The sequence below is a fragment of the Streptomyces sp. ITFR-6 genome (assembly GCF_031844725.1).
Classification (GTDB): domain Bacteria; phylum Actinomycetota; class Actinomycetes; order Streptomycetales; family Streptomycetaceae; genus Streptomyces.
In genome coordinates, this window is record NZ_CP134612.1 from 6,702,199 (window position 1) to 6,720,051 (window position 17,853).

The window sequence follows — 17,853 nt, forward strand, 5'->3', positions numbered from 1 at the left end:
CGTTCAGCGTGGCCTAGGGTCAGAACGCATTCAACTTGCAGTTATTGAGTGAGGAGTTGGATTTACGGATGGTGAACCGCAAAGAGCTGGACCCGGACAAGTCGCCCAGCGCGCGCTTCGGGCAGCTTCTCCGCAGGCTGCGGGATGAGCGAGGCTGGACGCAGGACGAGCTGGCGGAGCGCATGGGGTGCTCGGGCACCCATATTTCGGCCGTTGAAACTGGCCGCCGTCCTCCAACTCCTCAGTTCGCGAAGAACGCTGACAGGGTGTTCGGCACGGGCAAACGATTCGAACGCCTGAGCCGGGCAGTGAGGTACACGGCATTGCTTGAAGGGTTTCCGGAGTACGTCGCGCATGAGGCGCGAGCGGCGGAGATCCGGCTGTACGAAGTGGGCGTCGTGCCTGGTCTGCTCCAGACGCGGGAGTACGCGGCAGCGCTGGAAGCCGATGCGGTAAGGCGCGAAGCGATTACTCCTGAACAGGCTGACGAACGAGTCGAGTTGGTGCTGCGGAGGCAGGCCGCGCTTGCCCGTAACCCGTCACCCTTGATCTTTGCTGTGCTCGACGAGGGGTGCATTCGTCGACCGATGGGTGATCCCGCGATCATGGATGCCCAGTTCGAACACCTGCTGAGGTTTGCCGAGCGGCCGAACACAGTGCTGCAAGTAGCGCCGTTCTCTATGGGGGCACGGAGGCCGTTCAGCCTGCCCATCACCGTGCTCACGATGCCGGACCGCTCTCTCATGTCCTACGCCGAGTCCGCTCAGCGCGGGCACCTCGAACGGGAAACCGGCTTAGTGCTGCCCATGCTGACGGCCTACCATCAACTGCAGGCCGAAGCGCCATCCCAGGCAGCATCCGCGGCCATGATCGAGCAGTTACGAAAGGGCACCCTGTGACGACCGAATCCCCCCGTTGGTTCAAGTCCTCGTACAGCGGCAACGGCGGCCAGTGCATCGAGGTCGCCACCAACCTCGTTGCCTCGCGCGGCGTGGTCCCCGTCCGTGACTCCAAGAGCCCGGTCGGCCCGGTCCTGAACGTCGCCGTGGGTTCGTTCGCCTCCTTCGTCGCAGGCGTCAGGGCCGGCGAATTCGGCACCGTCTGACCCTCCGGAGTTTGGGCTGGTCTACGACATCGAGGTACCGAGGGGGAACTGAGCCGGGGCGTCGCGGCAACGGCCGGCTCCTCCTCGGTGGGCAAACCCGCTCGACCTGAATGTGTCGTTGAAGAGATCATCAGGTATGGACTTTCTCTGCTACCACCGCGACCGGCCCGGCTCCTTGGCGCTGCGCGAGGAACTGTCGGAAGAGCATTGGTCGTACATGGACCGGTACGCGAAAGAGATGATCGCCCGGGGCCCGACCTTCTCCGACGATGGTGAAACCCTCACCGGAAGCGTGCACATCCTCGATCTGCCCGATCCCGCCGCTGCCCGCGCGTTCGCCTTCGACGAGCCGAACTACCAGGCGGGTGCCTACCGGGACGTGCTGTTGCGACGGTGGCGCAACATGCTCGGACGCACCATGTAGGACTTCCCCGGCGGCCGGACCGGCGGCAACCGGTACCTGGTCCTCGGCCTCGGTACGGGGCAGGCCGCAGACCTCGCGCTGCCGCCCGACCGGGACGAGCTGATCGCCTTCGGCCCGCTGCTGTCCGACGACGGGGCCGTCTGGCTGGGCACGGCGGCGCTCCTCCGGACCCGGACACGGCGCGAGCCGTCCTGACGCCGGACCGGTACGCGGCCATCGAGGTGCACAACTGGGACTTCGGCGGGCGCCCGTCCTAGCCGTCGCTGACGCGGACGTCGCCCCGGTGACGTTGTCGCCGTGCCGGATTACCATCAACTACCGGCCCGGGGTGCGGCCCCGGGTGGCGTCCGTGGGCACGATTGACCAGTTACGAAAGGGCACTCCGTGACGAGCGAATCTTCCCGTTGGTTCAAGTCCTCATACAGCGGGAACGGCGGTCAGTGCATCGAGGTCGCTACGAATCTTGTTGCCTCGCGCGGTCTGGTCCCGGTCCGTGACTCCAAGAGTCCGACCGGCCCGGTGCTGAACGTCGCCACCGGTTCGTTCACCTCGTTCGTGGCGGGCGTCAAGGCCGGAGAGTTGGGCACTGCCTGACTCAGATGCCGGCTCCGATGTTGGTGATGATCTCGATCCACTCGGAGTGCTCGTCACCGAAGGGGTGTGGATCCTTGCCTTTGACCTCGTTCCTGAAGGTGTCCAGGGACTCTGTCAAGGCTTCGATGAGCTCTTCGTCGTCCTCGTAGCCCTCCGGGAGGCTTCCGACGATTCCTGCCAGCCCTGTAATGGTGTGGGCCAGCGAGGAGAGATCGCGGTGAAGCGGGATCGGGCGCATGATGCCTTCGGCCAGTTGGTGCAGCTCACCTGTTCGTGTGTCCGCTACGACGGCACTGATCTCGAAGTTCCCGAGGAAGACCCAGTTGGCAGCGGCGGCGGGGAGGTTCCACGTACTGCCGAGTTCGTCGACCGGGACGGCGCGGAACCCGAAGCCCTCTGCATCGAGCCGAGGGAAAGAGATGAACTCGCTGTCCGGCAGCCCGATGGTCGTGAGGAAATTCAGGGCATCGCCGCTGAAGCCTGCCGCCCGCGCCGTATCTGAAGATGCTTGATGGACTCGCTCCTCGCCAAAGGTATGAATGAGTTCATCGCGAGAAAGTTCGAAGATCAACTCAACTGTCCTGCCGTGCTCCGCTCAGAGCTCGCAACGCGATCTTTTAGAGGCGCCCTGATCGGGCGTGGCTTGTGTGGCGAAGGGGAGGTCTCAAAGGCCCCTTTCGCCTTTGCTTGAAGCGTGTGTGCACGGGCGTCTTTCCTGGCAGGATCATGCCATGTTGGACACGGTGCTTGTTTCCGTACTCACCGGTGCCACCGCCATTCTTGCTAGCTGGGTAGGTAGTAGGGGGAGTACGCGAGCGGCTCAGATCCAGGCTCAGGCGAGTCGGGCGGTGCAGGAGGCGGAGAGTGCGCGGGCATCGCGGCGGGCCGCATACACCGAGGTCATCCACAGAGCCCACGTCGTGGGTGAACGGTTCATCAACGTGCTCCCAGCTGTGAGCTTGAGTGATCCCACGGCTCGGTCCTTGCGCCTGCGGGAGGTGCTGCAGCAGCACTCCCAGCTGCACGCGGAGATGATGCGAGCCGTTCATACAGCACATCTAGAAGGCCCGGACGAGGTGGTACAAGCCTCTGGCCGGCTGGAGAGAGCATCCACTCAGGTCTACCTCGCCATCGATGTGATGGCGGAGGGCGCGGCGGTGCACAGTCCGGACTTCGATGAGGGCTATTTCATGTTCTGGGGCGCGCTGAACGATTTCACATCAGTGGCCAGGAGGAGCCTCCACCATGCGCAGCCGGTACGGCGGCAACCGCCTCGGAACTCGTAACACGGTCGTGATCGGTGATCCTTGAGGCGTCTCCAGTATGTGAGGCCGCAGGCCGGAGAGGCGAAGGTGTCATGGAATTCGGTTCGGTGATTCCTTGCGCGAAATGGCGGGCGGGCTCCGCCGTTGTCGCAGCTCTCCTGCCGCGTTCGGCTCGGCGGGCAGGACCCGGTGCAGCCGTCGTCAGGCGATGTCGTTGCGCGACGCTCCGGAAGAGACGGGTCGGAGCGTTAATTAGCTCATGCGTTCGATTAATGCGTACACTGGACGCATGGCAACGCACCAGCTTCAGGGATCGCTCTTCGATCAGAGCGAAGACGTGCGCCTGGGGCCGCTGGGCGGGATCCGGCGGACGGTCCTCGGGGACAGGGCCTGGATCGACCTGCTGCCGGGGTGGCTGAGTGGCGCCGGGGTCCTGTTCGAGCGGCTGGCCGCCGACGTTCCGTGGAAGGCGGAACGGCGGCAGATGTACGAGAGGGTCGTGGACGTGCCCCGGCTGCTCGCCTTCTACCGGGCCGGCGAACCGCTGCCGCACCCCGTTCTCGACGAGGCGCGCCGGTCCCTGTCCGCGCACTACGCGGCCGAGCTGGGGGAGGAGTTCACGACCGCCGGGCTGTGTCACTACCGCGACGGGCGCGACAGCGTGGCCTGGCACGGCGACCGCATCGGCCGGGGCGCCCGCGAGGACACCATGGTCGCCATCCTCTCCGTGGGCACGCCCCGTGACTTGCTGCTCAGGCCCCTCCATGGTGGCGAGACCGTCCGTCGGCCGCTGGGGCACGGCGACCTGATCGTGATGGGCGGCTCATGCCAGCGGACCTGGGAGCACGCCATCCCCAAGTCGGCCCGGTCCACCGGAGGGCGCATCAGCGTTCAGTTCCGGCCGCACGGGGTGCAGTAGCCGGTCCTCGGCCCCTGGCCACAAGCCGCCCAGAGGCCGGAGGCCCGGATGTCGCTAGAAGGGGCCCATGTTCTGCCGCTGGGCGTTCCCCGTTCCCCGTTCCCAGGCCCTTCGCGAGTCCCTGGTCAGCGGCTCCGCGCTCCACCGCGCCGCGTGCGCCCGAGCCGCCTCTGCGACGAAGCGCGATCAGGCATCCGGCGATCGCCGCAGCGAGCACGACCACAATGGCAACGACAACGATCATGTGCCCCCCGTGTGTCCGGCGGAACCGGGACCGGACCGGCAACGGAACCGGAACCGTGTCGCGGTTCGCCGCTGGTACGCATTGTCGCCTGCCGTCCGTCGGCTGGGAGGGCGATCGCGCCCCGGGCGGCGGACCGGTCACCCTTCGCCGCGCAGCTGAAGCAGGTACGTCGCGGTCAGGGCCACGGCCCGGTCGCCGTCCCGCGACAGCTCCACGAGCGCACGTGAGGCCCTCGTCCCGGGGACGCCCGCCAGTGCCTGGGTCAGCCGGCCGCGTGCGGGCGGCCCCGTGGTGTCCTCGGTGAGGCGGTCGACGAGAGCGGCGGCGATCCGGTCCGCCGCAGCGGTGTCAGCCGCGAGTACGCCGAGTGCGTCGGCGGCGCCGGTGTCGTTGCGTCCCTCGACGATCATGCCGATGAGCATCGGGACCGCCTCGGCCTCGCCCCGTTCACCGAGCGCCAGCGCCGCGTGCCCGCGCACCACGGCGTCGGGGTGGGCGAGGGCGTCCCGGAGTCGCGCGGCGGCCTCACCGCCGGGCAGCTCCGCGAGGGACTGCACGGCGCGTTCCCGCACGGCCGCCACCGGGGAGTCGAGGCCCGCCGCCAGCAGTGCCGGGCCCCGGTCGCCGGAGCGTGCCAGCGCCCAGCGAATGGCTCCGGCGACGTTCGGTTCCGTTTCACTCAGCGCCGCCTCCACCAGGGCCTCCACCGGTACCGGCACCTCGTCGCCCGAGGACAGGGCCGCGCGCTGGCGGGTGTCGGCGCTCTTCGAGCCCAGCGCCCGCAGGAGCGCCACGACCTGGAGGACGTCGTCCCAGCCGGCAGGGTCCGTGGCGTCGACCCTGCGCAGCACCGTGAGCAGTTCGGTCTCCGCCGCGATGCGTTCGCGCGTCTTGCGGACGAGGTCCTCGACGAGCAGCGAGGGCGTGAAGCCGGGATCGTCGAGTGCGCGGCCGATCTCGCGCAGCGACAGCCCCAGTGACCGCAGGCTCTCGATGTGGAAGATCCGCCGGATGTCCTGCCCGGAGTACTCCCGGTAGCCGGAACCGGTGCGGCCGGAAGGGCTCACCAGGCCGAGCGACTCGTAGTGCCGGAGCATCCGGGCACTGACCCCGGACCGCCGGGCGACCTCACCGATCAACACGTCCCATCATCCCTCCTGGCCGGCCCCGCCCAGGGCCACGACGCGCTTCGCCTCCTCGATCGCGTACTCGAATCCGGCGTCCGGGTCGCGCAACAGCCGCTGGGTGGCGATCGCGTGCGCACGCACACCCGGCTCGGGGGCGGTTGTCGCGGCGAGCAGAGCGGGCGCGGCCGCTTCCCCCAGTGCGACCAGGGACCGGCTCAGGCTCAGCTGCGTCTCCCGCCCGCCGCGCCCGAGGTGGGCCGCCAGCGCCTCGGCCAGTGCGGACTCCTCGCCTTCCGGTACGAGCGCGACCGCCGTCCGCCAGGCGGTCCGCGCCACTTCGTCGTCGGCGTCGCACAGGAGCGTACGGGTGATGGCCCGCCACGCCTGCCGGTCCCCGATCTTGGACAGCGTGTGCAGCGCCTGACTCCGCGCCTGCGCCCGCTCCGAGCGCAGTTCGCGGAGCAGCCCGGGAAGCGTCAGCGGTACCGGGTGCCGGGTGAGCGCCCAGGTCAGCATGTCGCGGACGAGGAAATCGGGTTCGACCGCGCATCGCTCGATGAGCCCGTCGACGAAGCGCGCGTCGGGAGCCGTGCCGACCGCGAGCGCCGCCCGCAGCCGTACCGGCGAACGGTCGTCCTCCAGAGCGCGAAGCAGCCGTGCCGCATCCGTGTCCTGCTTTGTGGTCGCCATGGGGGCCACCTCCTCGGCAGGCAGTCAAGACCTTGTCACCGTGTCAAGGTCAACCCGATGCCGGCCGCGGGCCGCCTCAGTCCGCGTACTGCGGCGGTACGGCGGCGGCCTGGGCGAGGACCGGGCCCAGGTCCTCCGTGCGGATGCGGCGGTCCACGTACAGCAGGCCCGTCACCAGCGGCGGGAACGTGGCCACGATCAGCTGGCTGACCAACTGGCCGACCAGCAGGGCCAGCAGGTAGCCGCTCATGGCGACGACGATCGACGCCGCGTTCGGGTCGTCGCTCAGGTTGGCCGAGCCGAGCATGCCCGAGAACATGCCGAGGAACGTGAACGGCAGCTGGATCACATAGCTCGCGACCGCCGCCATGGCGCCCGCCAGCAGGGTGATGCCGAAGATCCGCCACCAGTCCCCGCGCACCAGGGCGGAAGAGCGGCGCATCGCGGCGATGGGGCCATGGTTCTCGAAGACCGCCGCCGAGGGCGCCAGGCTGAACTTCACCCAGAGCCAGAGCGCCAGTGGAGCCGTCGCCAGTGCGCAGAGGACACCGATGACGATCAGCGCGACCGAGAGGCCGTCGCCGCCCGAGGCGGCCAGGCCGACGATGAGGGTGACGACCCCGGCCCAGACGAGAACGATCGGGACCATCGCGATCAGAGAGGTCAGGAAGACGGTTCCGATCACGGCGGGAACCCGTGCCCAGGCCCGGCGCCAGACGGCGGAGAAGGTGGTCGGCCGGCCCAGCACCGCTTCCTGGAGGACCGAGGGCACGGCCGCGTACATCAGGGCAGTCGAGAGGACGCCCACGATCAGGCACACCAGGGCGATCACGCAGAAGGCGACCAGGACCGGTACCCAGTCCTCGGTTCTGGCGTCCTCGTCGGAACTGAGCGAGAGCAGCCGGTCCAGATGGTCCGCCGTGGCGGAGTAGGCGATCGCGATCGCCGCCACGACCACCGCCAACGTTCCTCCATAGGCCGCCGCGCCGACGCCGTACAGCTGCTTGCCGTGGCGTCCCACGGTGGTGAACGCGCCGTTCAGTATGTCCCCGAGCCTCAGCGGCCCCAGGGGTATCACCCCGGGTTTGGGCGGCATCCAGCCGCCGCCCCAGCCGGGCGGCCCCCCGTACGGCGCGCCCCCGTACGGCGCGCCCTGCGGCCCGCCGCCCCACCCTGCGTCCTGCCCCACTGCCGCTCCGCCTGTCCCTCGGTCATGTACATGGACGGACCACGGTAGCGCCCAGTGAGTCCGGCCGGCCCCGGACCTTTTACGGGCGCCGATGCGTACACTCGTACACATGGGATATGGACTGCTGGCCGCGGCCATCGCGGCGGAGGTGGCCGGGACGACCGCCATGAAGTACAGCGAGGGATTCACCCGGCTCTGGCCCTCGCTGATCACCGTCGTCGGCTATCTGCTCGCCTTCTCGCTGCTCGCCCAGACCCTCAAGACCCTGTCGATGGGCACGGCGTACGCGATCTGGGCCGGCATCGGCACCGCCGCCGTCGCCGTCATCGGAATCCTGTTCATGGGGGAGTCCGGAAACCTGGTCAAGGTGGCGGGCGTGGCGCTGGTGATCGCCGGTGTGGTGGTGCTCAACCTGGGCGGTGCGCACTGATGGCGCGGCGGTACGACCCCGAGCGGCGCGCCCGGATCATCGACGCGGCGATCCGGGTGGTCGGCGCCAAGGGCATCGCCGGTCTCAGCCACCGTTCCGTCGCGGCCGAGGCCGATGTGCCGCTCGGCTCGACGACGTACCACTTCGCCTCGCTGGACGAACTGCTGATCGCCGCGCTCCGCCGGTCGAACGAGAACTTCGCCGCGCTCATGCGGGACAGCGCCGCCCTCGCCGACCCGGCCGCCGACCTCGCGGCCGAACTCGCCCGGCTGCTCGGGGAGTTCTTCGGCGGCGGCCGGGGCCGGGCGGAGCTGGAGTACGAGTTGTACCTCGCCGCGCTGCGCAGGCCCGCGCTGCGGCCGGTCGCCGCCGAGTGGACCGACGACACGGCCGGGCTCCTCGCGGCGCGCACCGACCCGGCCACCGCACGGGCGCTGGTCGCCTTGATGGACGGGATCTGTCTCCAGGTCCTGCTCACCGGCGGCGACTACGACGAGGCAAACGCCCGGGAGATGCTGGCGCGGATCGCCGGCCCGCCGTGGACACCGGGCGGCCCGCAGCCGGGGCCGGGCCGGGGCGACGACGGTACGGCGGGGGTTCAGACGTAGAGGCTCGGCGAGTGGTACAGCGTTTCCGGGCTGTCGGGGACGGGGCTGTACTGCATGGAGTTGTGCCGGCGGTGGCGGCCGGACCGGCTCGCCTCGTGCGTCGGGGGCTGCGGCGTCAGTCGCCCCTCGGTGGTCAGCATCTGCGCTCGGCGGAGAAGATCCTCGGAATGCAGGCCGAGTTCCTCCGCGACAGCCTGAAGATCCAGCCCGGACTGCCAGCTCCACTGCAATACGGAGTCCATCCCGGGCGTCCAGGTCACCGCGCCACTCGAAGCCGCGCTCTCCACGACAGGCGCGGGGGCGGCCGGCACCACCTCCGGGCGCGGATGGGGCACAGGGACGCTCACAGCTTGCGGGCGTGGCTCCCCTCCGGGATCCGGGACGGGCGGAGCCGGCTGAAGGGACGTTTCGGCAGGCGGGCTGAGCAACTGGTCGGCGACGACAAGGGCGTCCGCCTTGCCGACCGTACGGCGCGCGACACGTACCTCTCGCTCGTTCAACCCCATCAGGTCGGCTACAGCGGCGTCGCTGCCGACGGTCACCGCGAACGCGGCCAGTGCCCTCGTCCGCCTGGCCAGCGCCTCGTCCATCACCGCCTGCGCCTCCCGCACCTGATCGTCCGTGCTGCAGAACGCCTCGGCCAACAGCGTGTTTCGTTCCCAAAGTTCACGTGGCTCCACGCAGGCATCAACGTTTTTGCTCCGTCCACGACACCCCATCACGGCCGCATCACCCGAAGGGCCCATCGCGGCCCGGGATGGCAGCTGATCACAACAACCGATCGTCGACACCCGAGCGGGGTCTCAGCCCGCTCCCGCCGCGGCCCGGACCGCCGCCAGCGCCGCCCGCACGCTCGCTTCGATGTCGGTGATCGGGTACAGCGCCTCACGGACCGTGCGGTCCCGGTCCACCACCAGTGTCAGCCGCTTCAGCCGGCTGATCCCCGCCGCCCGGAAGGTGGGCAGCCGCAGGGCCGCCGTCAGCGTCAGCTCCGCGTCCGACAGGAGAGGGAAGCGCAGCCGCTCCGCCTCCGCGAACGCCCGCTGCTCGTCCGGGCGTTGGGTGGAGACGCCGTGCACCGTCGCGCCCGCCGCCGTGAACCCGGCCAGCTGGTCGCGGTACGTGCACGATTCGAGGGTGCAGCCCCGCGCACCGGGGATGCCCGCCCAGTCCGGCGGATAGGACTCCGGACGGGCGTAGGCGCCGGGGAAGAAGTACAGGACGGTGTACGGGGTGGCCGAGGCGACCGGGTCGTGCTCGCCCCCGGTGTGGAAGGGCAGACTCAGCTCCGGCACCCGGGTGCCCACCAGTGCGTGCACCCGTGCGGCCTCCTGCGAGGATTCCTGTGCGGTGGCCATGGTCGTTCCGTCTCCCGTCACCCACGCGTCGCCCCAGTCCTGGAGCGCGATCAGCACCGGCAGCAGGGCGCGGCCGCGCGGGGTCAGCCGGTACTCGTACCGGGCGGGCCGCTCCTGGTACGGCTCCCGGGACAGCACGCCCGCGTCGACCAGCAGCCGCAGCCGCTCCGTCAGGACCTTGCGGGACACGCCCAGCTCGTGCTGGAGCGCGTCAAAACGGTGCACCCCGCGCGCCGTGTCCCGCACGATCAGCAGGGTCCACCAGTCCCCGACCACGTCGAGCGCCTGGGCGATCGCGCAGTCGGCGTCGGCCAGGCTGGTTCGCTGGGGCATGGGGTTCCTCCGTCGCCTCTGACGGCCATTCAACTGGATTGACCTGCGGAAAGCATGCTGCCACAGTCCGTTCCCAAAAGGAACTCACGAGTGAGTGCCTGCGGAACCGGGGACGGGGCGGGGGGTGCCGCGCACGGTGCGGCTGCTGGCCCTCGGCGCGTTCTTCAACGGCGTGGTGAGCTTCACCTTCGTCTATCTCTTCGTCTACCTGACCGGGCCGCGCGGACTCTCCGTCGCCCAGGCCGGGGTGCTCAGCGGCATCGGCGCGCCGCCCGCTTCTCGTACGACTGGCTCTTCGTCATCGACGGCGTCGGCACCCTCCTGTACGCCGCGTACGCGGCACGGATCCTGCCCGCCGGGGGCACCGCGCACTCCCGCCCCGCGCACCGCCCCGACGCTCCCGGGCTCTGGAGCGAACTGCGGGCCAGGCCCGCGGTGCCGGTGCTCCTCGCCGCGATCGTCTGCGTCGACCTGGTCTACCGCCAGCAGTACTCCACCCTGCCCGTCTTCCTCACCGACCACGGCCACGGCACCCAGTTCTACGGCTGGCTCATCGCCATCAACGGCGGCGTCATCCTCTGCCTCGAACTCCCCGCCGCCCACGCGCTGCGCGACCGGGCGCCGCTCGCCGTCGTGGGCACCGGACTGCTGCTGGTCGGGACCGGCTACGCGGTGCTGATCCCCGGCGCGGGGGCCCTGTTCGCCGTCATGATGATGGTCTCGCTGACCCTGGGCGAGATCCTCTACAAGACCCCCGCCACGGCCTACGTCGCGGACCGGGCACCCGCCCACACCCAGGGCCGGTTCCAGAGCCTGTACGCGGGCGCCTCCATCAGCGGACAGGTGCTCGCACCCCCGCTGGGCGGCGCGCTCTACACCACCGCGCCCGCGCTCCTGCGGCCCGCCTGCGCGGTGCTGGCCTGCGGCGCCGGGGTGGCCGTGCTCGCGGCCCGGCGGCTGCGTGAACCCCCAAGGCCCCGACCGCCGTACGGGGGCTACAGGGGTGCTCCCGTACGGCGGCCGGCGCGACGCCCGGAGGATGGGACCGGTTGGCCGGGGCGGGCCCCGGCCGGTTAGGTTCTGGTCATGACCGACACGACTTCCACCCGCACCACCGGCGCCGTCGCCGCCGGACTCGCCACCATCGCCGGCGACGGTTCCGTTCTCGACACCTGGTTCCCCGCGCCCGAGCTCACCGCCGAGCCCGGCCCGGCCGGAACCGAGCGGCTCACCCCCGACCGCGCCGTCAACCTGCTCGGGGAGGGCGCCGCCAAGGCCATCGGTGTGGACGCCCGCCGCGGGGTCGAGGTCGTCGCCGTGCGTACGGTCATCGCTTCGCTCGACGACAAGCCGCTCGATACGCACGACGTGTACCTGCGGCTGCACCTGCTCTCGCACCGCCTCGTCCAGCCGCACGGTCAGAACCTGGACGGCATCTTCGGTTTCCTCACCAACGTGGCCTGGACCTCGCTCGGCCCGGTCGCCGTCGACGACCTGGAGAAGGTGCGGCTGAACGCCCGCGCCGAGGGCCTGCACCTCCAGGTCACCTCGGTCGACAAGTTCCCGCGCATGACGGACTACGTCGCGCCCAAGGGCGTCCGGATCGCCGACGCCGACCGGGTGCGGCTCGGCGCCCACCTCGCCTCCGGCACCACCGTCATGCACGAGGGTTTCGTCAACTTCAACGCCGGCACCCTCGGCACCTCCATGGTCGAGGGCCGGATCTCCGCGGGCGTCGTCGTCGGCAACGGCTCCGACATCGGCGGCGGCGCGTCCACGATGGGCACGCTCTCCGGCGGCGGCAAGGAGCGCATCGTGATCGGTGAGCGCTGCCTGGTCGGCGCGGAGGCCGGCGTCGGGATCGCGCTGGGCGACGAGTGCGTCGTCGAGGCCGGTCTGTACGTCACCGCAGGCACCCGGGTCACGCTGCCGGACGGCCAGGTCGTCAAGGCGCGCGAGCTCTCCGGCGCCTCGAACATCCTCTTCCGCCGCAACTCGGTGACCGGCACCGTGGAGGCCCGCCCGAACAACGCGGTCTGGGACGGCCTCAACGACGTCCTGCACAGCAACGGCTAAGCAGCGGCGGCGAGCAGTTCCCCGTACGCCCTCCGCAGCCCGTCGGACGCCTCGCGCCCGGCGGGCTGCAGCGGTTCCCGGACCGGGCCCGCGTCCAGCAGCGCCTTCGCGGTCACCGTGCCGGGCAGCCCGGACGCCATCATCAGCTCGACGAGCGGGGCCAGCAGCCCGTTCAGCCGGGCCGCCCCAGCCGTGTCCCCGGCGTCGAACGCGTCAAGGACGGCCCGCAGCGCCCGTGGCGCCACGTTGGCCACCGTGCTGACGTACCCCGCGCCGCCCACCGCGTACAGCGGCAGATTCAGCTCCTCGCAGCCCGAGTAGTACGCGAGCGAGGTCGCCGCGATCACCTTCGTCGCGCCCAGCAGGTCCTGCGAGCAGTCCTTCACCGCCACGACGCGCGGGTGCTCCGCGAGCCGCAGCACCGTCTCCGGTTCGACGCGGGTGCCGGTGCGGCCGGGGATGTCGTACAGCATCAGCGGGAGGCCCGCCGCGTCCGCGACCCGCCTGAAGTGCGCCTCTACGGCGGCCTGGGGCGGCCGGCTGTAGTACGGGGTCACGACCAGCAGGCCGTCGGCGCCCGCCCGTTCCGCCTGCCGGGCCAGTTCCACGGTGTGCCGGGTGTCCGAGGTGCCGATGCCCGCGATCACCGGCACGTCCGGACCGACCGCCTCGCGCACCGCGCGCAGCAGCGTCACCTTCTCGGCGTCCGAGGTGGTCGGGGACTCGCCGGTGGTGCCGCTGAGCACCAGCCCGTCGCAGCCGTCCGCGACCAGGGCGGAGGCGTGCCCGGCGGCCGCGTCCGGATCGAGGGCCCCGTCGGCGGTGAACGGGGTGATCATGGCGCAGAGAGCGCTGCCGAAGGGGCGCGGCCGGGTTGCTGCGGGAGACGTCATGTCCGAAGTGTCCGCCCAGTAGACCGTGAAGGTCTACTTAGTTCTTCTCCGGGTGAAGGTGAAGGAACGCTCAATGATGCTGTGCTCTGGCATGATCGCCCGCACACGGGGCGGGCCGACCTGGGGGCGGGGACATGAGCGTGCGGGGACTGACGGGGACAGGGATACGCGGAGCTGCCTCCGCGGCTCTGATCATGGCCGGAACACTCAGCCTGTCCGGATGCGCGGGCTTCCTCGTGCCGGCGGGGGAGGGCGAGGCGGGCCCCAGCCCGTCGCACACGGCATCCACGAGCGTGCACGTGAGCCCGCCGTCCCCCCTCGACATCGCGTCCCCGCCCGCCGCGCTTCCCGGGGAGTCCGTCCGCCCAAGCCCCACACCCTCCGCCACCGGCGGCTGCCCGGACTCCGGTCTCGTCGTGGACATGGGCCCCGTGGAGGCCGCGATGATGCACCGGGCCGTCGGACTGACCCTCACCAACTGCGGCGGCAAGCCCGTCCGGGTCGACGGCTACCCCTCGGTCCAGGCGCTCGACGAGAACGGCGACGCGCTGCCGGTGAAGGTGAACCCGGGCTCGTCCTACATGGGCCAGGACAAGGGCCCCGAAGAGGTCATGCTGGCCCCCGGGAAGACCATGCGGTCGCTCTTGGCCTGGGTCTCCACCCCGACCGGCGGCGACCTGATCGAGGGCGACGCGCTGGAGATCGCCCCGGCGCCGGGCCTGGAGGCGCGCACCTTCCCGCTGGAGGGCAGCGACGTACGGATGCTCGACGAGTTCAACATGACGGGCTGGCGCACCTCGACGCCCGGGTGACCGGATCGCGGACGGTCGCGCCCCGCTCGTCCCGCGTCAGCGCCTGGCCATGTACAGGCCGAACGCCTTGTGCAGCAGCCTGTTGACCGGGTAGTCCCACTCACCGACGTACTCGGCCGCCCGGCCCCCGGTGCCCGCCTTGAAGCGCAGCAGACCCATCAGGTGGTCGCTCTCGTCGAGGGTGTCGGTGATGCCGCGCAGGTCGTAGACGGTCGCGCCCCGCTCGTGTGCGTCGCTCATCATCCGCCACTGGATCGCGTTGCTGGGCTGCACCTCGCGCCGGCGGCCGGTGGAGGCACCGTACGAGTACCAGACGTGCGTCCCGACCGTCAGCATCGTCGCCGCGGAGAGGACCTCTCCGTCGTGGTGCGCGAGGTACAGCCGCATCCGCCCGGGGTCCTCGGCGCGCAGCGCGGTCCACATGCGCTGGAAGTAGTCGAGCGGGCGAGGGATGAAACGGTCGCGCCCGGCCGTCTCGCGGTACAGCTCGTAGAAGGCCGGAAGGTCGTCGTGGTCGCCCTCGACCACCTTGACGCCCGCCTTCTCCGCCTTCTTGATGTTGCGCCGCCACTGCTGGTTCAGCCCGTCGCGGACCTCCTCCAGCGACCGTCCGGCGAACGGCACCTGGAAGACGTACCGGGGCTGTCCGGCGCTGAAGCCGTCCGACTCCCCGTCCTCGCCCTGCTGCCAGCCCAGCCGGCGCAGCTGCTCCACCAGCTCGGCGGCGCCCGGCTCGCACACGTCCGGCTCGACGTCGCGCAGCCTGCGCGCGGCCGGATCGGGGATGGCGTCCTTGACGGTCCGCGCCTCCCAGCGGCGGGCGATCACCGGCGGGCCCATCCGTACCGTGAACGCGCCGCGCGCCTTGACGTGCGCCACCAGCGGATCCAGCCAGGGGCGCAGATCGGCCTCGTGCCACGGGATGACAGGCCCCTCCGGCAGATAGGCCAGATACCGCTTCAGCCGGGGGATCGGCCGGTACAGGACCAGTCCGACGCCGACCAGCTTCCCGGCATCGAGCCAGCCGATGCTCTCCGCGCGCCAGTCCGGCTTCACCTCGCCCCACGACGGGACCTGCATATGGCTCGCGGAACCCCGCCCCGCGACGAACGCCAGATGCTGTTCGCGCGTGATGCCCTCGACCCGCAGCGACATGCGGTACTCCGTTCGTTGTCCGGTTCTGTCCGATTCATCAGCCTAACGACGACAGCGCGGAACGTAGTTGACCTCAAGCGCACTTGACGTAACAGGGTGGCTGTCACGGGCGAGCCGCAGGGGAGCGTCCGCGAGGGGAGCAGCCATGAGCGTGGAATTCGTGACCCGGCCCGATTTCACCCGAGCGGACGCGGGGATCGTCAAGGCGAGCACCTGGGACGTCGGCACACCGGAGCGGCAGCGGCAGGCCGTCGCGGCCATCCGGGAGGCCTGGGCGAGCCGGGAGTGGCCGCACCCCGGGCTGCTCTCCTACTCGGTCGGCGCGGGGGAGGACGGCAGGACGCTCCTCCACTACTCGCAGTGGTCGGACGAGGAGAGCTACCAGGCCTTCGTCCGGTCCGGCCGGGACGCGCGCAACGCCGACATCGACGCGGCCGTGCCGGGCATCGAGCGGCTCGGACCGCACACGTACGAGCTGTACCGCTCCTCGTCGCCCGACGGGTCCGACGCCCGGGAGCCGGGGTGCGTGGTGACCGTCGACGTCGAGTTCGAAGGAGCGGAGCGGGCCCGCCAACGCGACTGGGTGGACAGCGTGTTCGAGGCGCTCGGCACGGACCCCGCGCCCGCGCCCGGCGGTATCGCCGGACACTTCCACGTGAGCACCGACGGAACCCGGGTGCTCAACTACGCGGAGTGGGTCAGCGCGCAGGCCCACATCGACGCGCTGGCCGCGCCCGGGAACGGGGTCGGCTCGCGGACGCCGCAGTGGGAGCGGGTACAGGCCTACCCCGGCGTGACCGGCGGCGGTGTGCACCGCTACACCCCCGCGCTCAGCCTGCGGCCGACGGTCCCCGCACGGTAACCGCGCGGGCGCGCACGACGGTTGCGGGGGCCCCGCGCGCGGGCTGCGGCGGACCTGTCCGGGTACCGGGCGGCGGGGAACGAAATGCGTCTACGCTTGGGGCCGCCTGTCCCCGTACGCGCCAGGAGCTATCGCCCGGCGGCGCGCACGACCCGAACTGTTCCTAGGAGACCCCCCTGATGTCCGCAGAGCGCCCCACCCTGCCGCCGGTACGGCTGCACACCGAGGCCGAGCTGGCACGGGACGCGCTTGCCGCGCCGCTGCTCGCCCGCGCCGTCCGGCTCGCCCGCTGGGCCGGGCCCGGCACCAGGGTGGGCGCCGGCGGCGAGCTCGTCGACGCGCAGCTGCCCGCGGCGGCCGAGCACCTCGGCCTCAGCGCGGACGAGGACGGTGCCGCGGAGGCCAGCGAGGCCTGGCGGCTCGCCGTCGACACCGGGCTCGTCGAGGTCGAGGACCCGGAGACGGATCCCGGTGCGGACCCGGCGGTGGAGGACGGCTCCGGCGAGGAAGGTCCCGAGGCGGAGGGCACCGTCACCGCGGGCGAGAACCTCGCGCTGCTGACCGGCGGCTCACCGCAGGACGTCCTGGCGATCTGGCTCGACGGCCTGGAGGCCGCGCACGCCGATGCCACCGCCCCCTTCTTCGACGACTTCGCGGACCTCGTCGGCGAGGACGGCTCCATCGACTTCGACGCCCTGGACTGGGACCCGGAGACCGAGGCCGAATTCCTCGACGGGGTGCTCGGCAACCTCTACCTGCTCACCGTCTCCGACAGCCCCGCGGGCGACGCTCCGGTACCGCTGCCCGCGCTCGCCGCGTCGATGATCGTGCCCGACGACATGGGCGAGCCCACCGACGACATCCTGGAGCAGGTCTCGGACGCGATGATGCGCCTCGACGACCAGTTCCGGGTCCTGGAGCCCATCGGCATCGTCGAGTACCAGCCGGTGGACGAGGCGCTGCTGGCCGAGGAGGGCGAGGACGCCACCCCGTCCGCCGACGACGACGACGTCACCCGGTACGGGATGGTGAGGCTGACCCCCCTCGGCCTGTACGGCATCCGGGCCAGGATGCTGGACGCGGGCGTGGAGGCCCCCGCCATCGGGGATCTCGTCGACAAGGACGCCGACGCGCTCCTCGGCGGCATCGCGTACTACCCGGAGGACGCCGCCCGCGCCGAGGTCCAGCTCTGGCTCGCCCGGCGCGGCGCGGGCGGGGCCGCCGCCGAGCTTCTGGACGCCGCGCGCGGCGAGGACCCGCAGGCACCGCTGCGCCGGCTGCACTGCCAGCAGGCACTCGCCCTGGTCGGCGCGGAGTCGGAGCCCGCCGTGCGCGCCGTGCTCGACGACGGGGAGCTGGGCGGCCTCGCCCGGGTCTGGCTCGCGGAGCTGGGCGCCGCCGACGTGCCCGCGCCGCCGGAGCCGATGATCTTCTGGCTCGCCGTCGACACGATCGCGGCGCAGCTGGAGGCGGACGGTGATCTCGACGAGCTCCAGGGCCTGGTCGAGGGGCTCTCCGGTCAGCACAGCGGCTTCTTCGACGAGGTGTGGCGGGTGGACCACCCGGCCACGGCGGACGTCCTTGAGGCGATGGGCCGGCTGCACAGCGACAAGAAGCTGGCGAAGGACGCCCGCAAGGCCGCCTTCAAGGCCAGGTCCCGGGGCGGCTCCGGCAGCTGAGCGGGAGACGGCGGGTGGCGGGGCGGACGGCCCCGCCACCGGGGAAGTTCACGGAAGGCATTCCCTGAAAGCCGTCCAGTTCAACTGGTG

The 17,853-nt window shown here is 71.1% G+C and carries 18 protein-coding genes and 2 pseudogenes; 12 read left to right on the forward strand and 8 right to left on the reverse strand.

The features are described 5' to 3' along the window. Positions 1–68 precede the first annotated feature (68 nt). The 4 genes and pseudogenes from RLT59_RS30495 to RLT59_RS30510 all read left to right on the forward strand — a co-directional run bounded on the left by RLT59_RS30495 (position 69) and on the right by RLT59_RS30510 (position 2,123). On the forward strand, positions 69–899 hold the full coding sequence (locus RLT59_RS30495; protein WP_311306381.1) for a helix-turn-helix domain-containing protein: 831 nt from the start codon (positions 69–71) through the stop codon (positions 897–899). Beyond that, complete coding sequence (locus tag RLT59_RS30500) at positions 896–1,105, forward strand: DUF397 domain-containing protein (protein WP_311306382.1); 210 nt, start codon at positions 896–898, stop codon at positions 1,103–1,105. Before RLT59_RS30495 ends, RLT59_RS30500 begins: the two co-directional genes overlap by 4 nt. Positions 1,106–1,241: 136 nt before the next feature. Beyond that, a pseudogene (locus RLT59_RS30505) lies at positions 1,242–1,786 on the forward strand (YciI family protein). 127 nt (positions 1,787–1,913) lie between these two features. Further along, positions 1,914–2,123: a DUF397 domain-containing protein gene (locus RLT59_RS30510; protein WP_311306383.1), complete on the forward strand. Its 210-nt coding sequence runs from the start codon at positions 1,914–1,916 to the stop codon at positions 2,121–2,123. A gap of 1 nt (position 2,124) precedes the next feature. On the opposite strand, the gene RLT59_RS30515 is transcribed toward RLT59_RS30510, so the two are convergent. Then, positions 2,125–2,694, reverse strand: coding sequence for an SUKH-4 family immunity protein (locus tag RLT59_RS30515; protein WP_311306384.1), 570 nt, complete (start codon positions 2,692–2,694; stop codon positions 2,125–2,127). Positions 2,695–3,677: 983 nt separating this feature from the next. Between RLT59_RS30515 and RLT59_RS30520 the strand changes: the two genes are divergently transcribed. After that, complete coding sequence (locus tag RLT59_RS30520; RefSeq protein WP_311306385.1) at positions 3,678–4,307, forward strand: alpha-ketoglutarate-dependent dioxygenase AlkB; 630 nt, start codon at positions 3,678–3,680, stop codon at positions 4,305–4,307. A 381-nt stretch (positions 4,308–4,688) separates the two neighbouring features. Here the strand turns inward: RLT59_RS30520 and RLT59_RS30525 are convergent, their stop codons facing one another. The 3 genes from RLT59_RS30525 to RLT59_RS30535 form a co-directional block, all read right to left on the reverse strand. Continuing rightward, positions 4,689–5,693, reverse strand: a complete 1,005-nt coding sequence (locus RLT59_RS30525) for a MerR family transcriptional regulator (protein ID WP_311306386.1) — start codon at positions 5,691–5,693, stop codon at positions 4,689–4,691. A 6-nt stretch (positions 5,694–5,699) separates the two neighbouring features. Beyond that, positions 5,700–6,368, reverse strand: coding sequence for a HEAT repeat domain-containing protein (locus RLT59_RS30530; protein WP_311306387.1), 669 nt, complete (start codon positions 6,366–6,368; stop codon positions 5,700–5,702). A 76-nt stretch (positions 6,369–6,444) separates the two neighbouring features. Beyond that, positions 6,445–7,557 carry a DUF7847 domain-containing protein gene (locus RLT59_RS30535; RefSeq protein ID WP_311306388.1) on the reverse strand — a complete coding sequence of 371 codons (1,113 nt, stop codon included), beginning with the start codon at positions 7,555–7,557 and terminating at the stop codon, positions 6,445–6,447. A gap of 109 nt (positions 7,558–7,666) precedes the next feature. Here RLT59_RS30535 and RLT59_RS30540 point away from each other — a divergent pair, with 109 nt between their 5' ends. Both RLT59_RS30540 and RLT59_RS30545 read left to right on the forward strand, forming a co-directional pair. Then, positions 7,667–7,987 carry a DMT family transporter gene (locus RLT59_RS30540; protein ID WP_311306389.1) on the forward strand — a complete coding sequence of 107 codons (321 nt, stop codon included), beginning with the start codon at positions 7,667–7,669 and terminating at the stop codon, positions 7,985–7,987. Beyond that, positions 7,987–8,595, forward strand: coding sequence for a TetR/AcrR family transcriptional regulator (locus tag RLT59_RS30545; RefSeq protein WP_311306390.1), 609 nt, complete (start codon positions 7,987–7,989; stop codon positions 8,593–8,595). The genes RLT59_RS30540 and RLT59_RS30545 overlap by 1 nt, the downstream gene beginning before the upstream one ends. Here the strand turns inward: RLT59_RS30545 and RLT59_RS30550 are convergent. Beyond that, positions 8,586–9,239, reverse strand: coding sequence for a hypothetical protein (locus tag RLT59_RS30550; RefSeq protein ID WP_311306391.1), 654 nt, complete (start codon positions 9,237–9,239; stop codon positions 8,586–8,588). The two genes, RLT59_RS30545 and RLT59_RS30550, sit on opposite strands and share 10 nt — an antisense overlap. A 159-nt stretch (positions 9,240–9,398) precedes the next feature. Beyond that, a complete protein-coding gene (locus RLT59_RS30555; RefSeq protein ID WP_311306392.1) occupies positions 9,399–10,286 on the reverse strand; it encodes an HxlR-like winged helix-turn-helix transcriptional regulator in 888 nt (295 codons plus the stop codon). Between the two features lie 94 nt (positions 10,287–10,380). On the opposite strand from RLT59_RS30555, the pseudogene RLT59_RS30560 reads away from it, so the two are divergent. After that, a pseudogene (locus RLT59_RS30560) lies at positions 10,381–11,363 on the forward strand (MFS transporter). 9 nt (positions 11,364–11,372) lie between these two features. Next, positions 11,373–12,362, forward strand: a complete 990-nt coding sequence (gene dapD / locus RLT59_RS30565; protein WP_311306393.1) for a 2,3,4,5-tetrahydropyridine-2,6-dicarboxylate N-succinyltransferase — start codon at positions 11,373–11,375, stop codon at positions 12,360–12,362. On the opposite strand, the gene dapA is transcribed toward dapD, so the two are convergent. Continuing rightward, the gene (gene dapA / locus RLT59_RS30570) at positions 12,359–13,255 is read right to left on the reverse strand and encodes a 4-hydroxy-tetrahydrodipicolinate synthase (RefSeq protein ID WP_311306394.1); all 897 of its coding nucleotides are present in this window, start codon (positions 13,253–13,255) and stop codon (positions 12,359–12,361) included. The genes dapD and dapA overlap by 4 nt on opposite strands. A gap of 194 nt (positions 13,256–13,449) precedes the next feature. On the opposite strand from dapA, the gene RLT59_RS30575 reads away from it, so the two are divergent. Then, complete coding sequence (locus RLT59_RS30575; protein WP_311306395.1) at positions 13,450–14,067, forward strand: DUF4232 domain-containing protein; 618 nt, start codon at positions 13,450–13,452, stop codon at positions 14,065–14,067. Between the two features lie 36 nt (positions 14,068–14,103). Here the strand turns inward: RLT59_RS30575 and RLT59_RS30580 are convergent, their stop codons facing one another. Beyond that, positions 14,104–15,222 (reverse strand): lipid II:glycine glycyltransferase FemX, encoded by a 1,119-nt coding sequence (locus RLT59_RS30580; RefSeq protein ID WP_311306396.1) that lies wholly within the window; start codon positions 15,220–15,222, stop codon positions 14,104–14,106. 145 nt (positions 15,223–15,367) lie between these two features. Here RLT59_RS30580 and RLT59_RS30585 point away from each other — a divergent pair, with 145 nt between their 5' ends. Further along, a complete protein-coding gene (locus tag RLT59_RS30585; RefSeq protein ID WP_311306397.1) occupies positions 15,368–16,084 on the forward strand; it encodes an antibiotic biosynthesis monooxygenase in 717 nt (238 codons plus the stop codon). Between the two features lie 179 nt (positions 16,085–16,263). Next, positions 16,264–17,763 (forward strand): hypothetical protein, encoded by a 1,500-nt coding sequence (locus RLT59_RS30590; RefSeq protein WP_311306398.1) that lies wholly within the window; start codon positions 16,264–16,266, stop codon positions 17,761–17,763. Positions 17,764–17,853: the final 90 nt, after the last annotated feature.

Excerpts from the sequence above, each read along its gene's own strand:
- dapD (WP_311306393.1), top strand. The coding sequence starts at position 11,373 with ATGACCGACACGACTTCCACCCGCACCACCGGCGCCGTCGCCGCCGGA.
- dapA (WP_311306394.1), bottom strand. The coding sequence starts at position 13,255 with ATGACGTCTCCCGCAGCAACCCGGCCGCGCCCCTTCGGCAGCGCTCTC.
- RLT59_RS30545 (WP_311306390.1), top strand. The coding sequence starts at position 7,987 with ATGGCGCGGCGGTACGACCCCGAGCGGCGCGCCCGGATCATCGACGCG.
- RLT59_RS30585 (WP_311306397.1), top strand. The coding sequence starts at position 15,368 with ATGAGCGTGGAATTCGTGACCCGGCCCGATTTCACCCGAGCGGACGCG.
- RLT59_RS30495 (WP_311306381.1), top strand. The coding sequence starts at position 69 with ATGGTGAACCGCAAAGAGCTGGACCCGGACAAGTCGCCCAGCGCGCGC.
- RLT59_RS30530 (WP_311306387.1), bottom strand. The coding sequence starts at position 6,368 with ATGGCGACCACAAAGCAGGACACGGATGCGGCACGGCTGCTTCGCGCT.
- RLT59_RS30580 (WP_311306396.1), bottom strand. The coding sequence starts at position 15,222 with ATGTCGCTGCGGGTCGAGGGCATCACGCGCGAACAGCATCTGGCGTTC.
- RLT59_RS30540 (WP_311306389.1), top strand. The coding sequence starts at position 7,667 with ATGGGATATGGACTGCTGGCCGCGGCCATCGCGGCGGAGGTGGCCGGG.
- RLT59_RS30575 (WP_311306395.1), top strand. The coding sequence starts at position 13,450 with ATGGCCGGAACACTCAGCCTGTCCGGATGCGCGGGCTTCCTCGTGCCG.
- RLT59_RS30555 (WP_311306392.1), bottom strand. The coding sequence starts at position 10,286 with ATGCCCCAGCGAACCAGCCTGGCCGACGCCGACTGCGCGATCGCCCAG.
- RLT59_RS30520 (WP_311306385.1), top strand. The coding sequence starts at position 3,678 with ATGGCAACGCACCAGCTTCAGGGATCGCTCTTCGATCAGAGCGAAGAC.
- RLT59_RS30590 (WP_311306398.1), top strand. The coding sequence starts at position 16,264 with ATGTCCGCAGAGCGCCCCACCCTGCCGCCGGTACGGCTGCACACCGAG.